This is a genomic window from Xenorhabdus miraniensis (genome assembly GCF_002632615.1).
The window spans coordinates 1-763 of the sequence record NZ_NITZ01000102.1 but is presented as its reverse complement, the minus strand read 5'-3'; the positions used below and the strand labels follow the sequence as shown (position 1 = coordinate 763).

The 763-nt window shown below is 40.8% G+C and carries 1 protein-coding gene; it reads left to right on the top strand.

The window, feature by feature from the left end; genetic code table 11:
- A partial coding sequence (locus Xmir_RS22240) for an RHS repeat-associated core domain-containing protein (protein WP_279627227.1) occupies positions 1 to 609 on the top strand: 609 nt, incomplete at its 5' end.
- Positions 610 to 763: the final 154 nt, after the last annotated feature.

Here is a 763-nt window from a genome sequence, read left to right as displayed (position 1 = left end):
CAGTGGCTGGATGAGGAGAGCGGGCTGGTCTACAATCGGTTTCGGTATTTTTTGCCTGTTGCGGGTGTGTACCTGACACCGGATCCCATTGGGCTAATGGGAGGAACCAATCCGTATGCCTACGTTCATAACCCCACAGGGCAAATCGACCCACTGGGATTAAATCCAAAAGATTTAATGCGGTACAAAGTTCGTGACACTATAAGCCCTCAACGGGGAGCGAGAGGAACAGCAATTAATAGAGCATGGGGGCAAGAAAGAGTTCTGGTTGAAGCAGGCGGAGGTTCTCGCAACTGGTCTGATGAAGAAATTAAAATAATAAAAGAGACTAAAAGTAATGGCAAATTGTCTTCTATCATGTCTCAGAGAGGATATACAGGACACCATATAAACAGTGTTAAGGGTAATGGTGCCTTGGGAGGAGCTTGGAAAGGAGACCCTAGAAATATTGTTTTCCTACAGAATGGTAAACACCCTAGTGGTATTGATGAACACTTATATAGTAATCAAGGGCATAGGGGGGTTTATGAAAATCCAGGAAAAGGTCGCCTCATTGATAGGGAAGAAACAGCAAGACAATTGCAGTTGAAAAAATGTAAAGCTAAATAAATTCTACTATTCCAAGAGATTAACATGAATAAATTAGAAAAAGTGTTAAATGAACTAGTTAACGTTCATAACAAGTTTAATCTTCAAGGCAAATTTGAAGAACGATACGGCATTGAGCAAGAATGGCCTGATTATATTAAAAAATCTGACGATA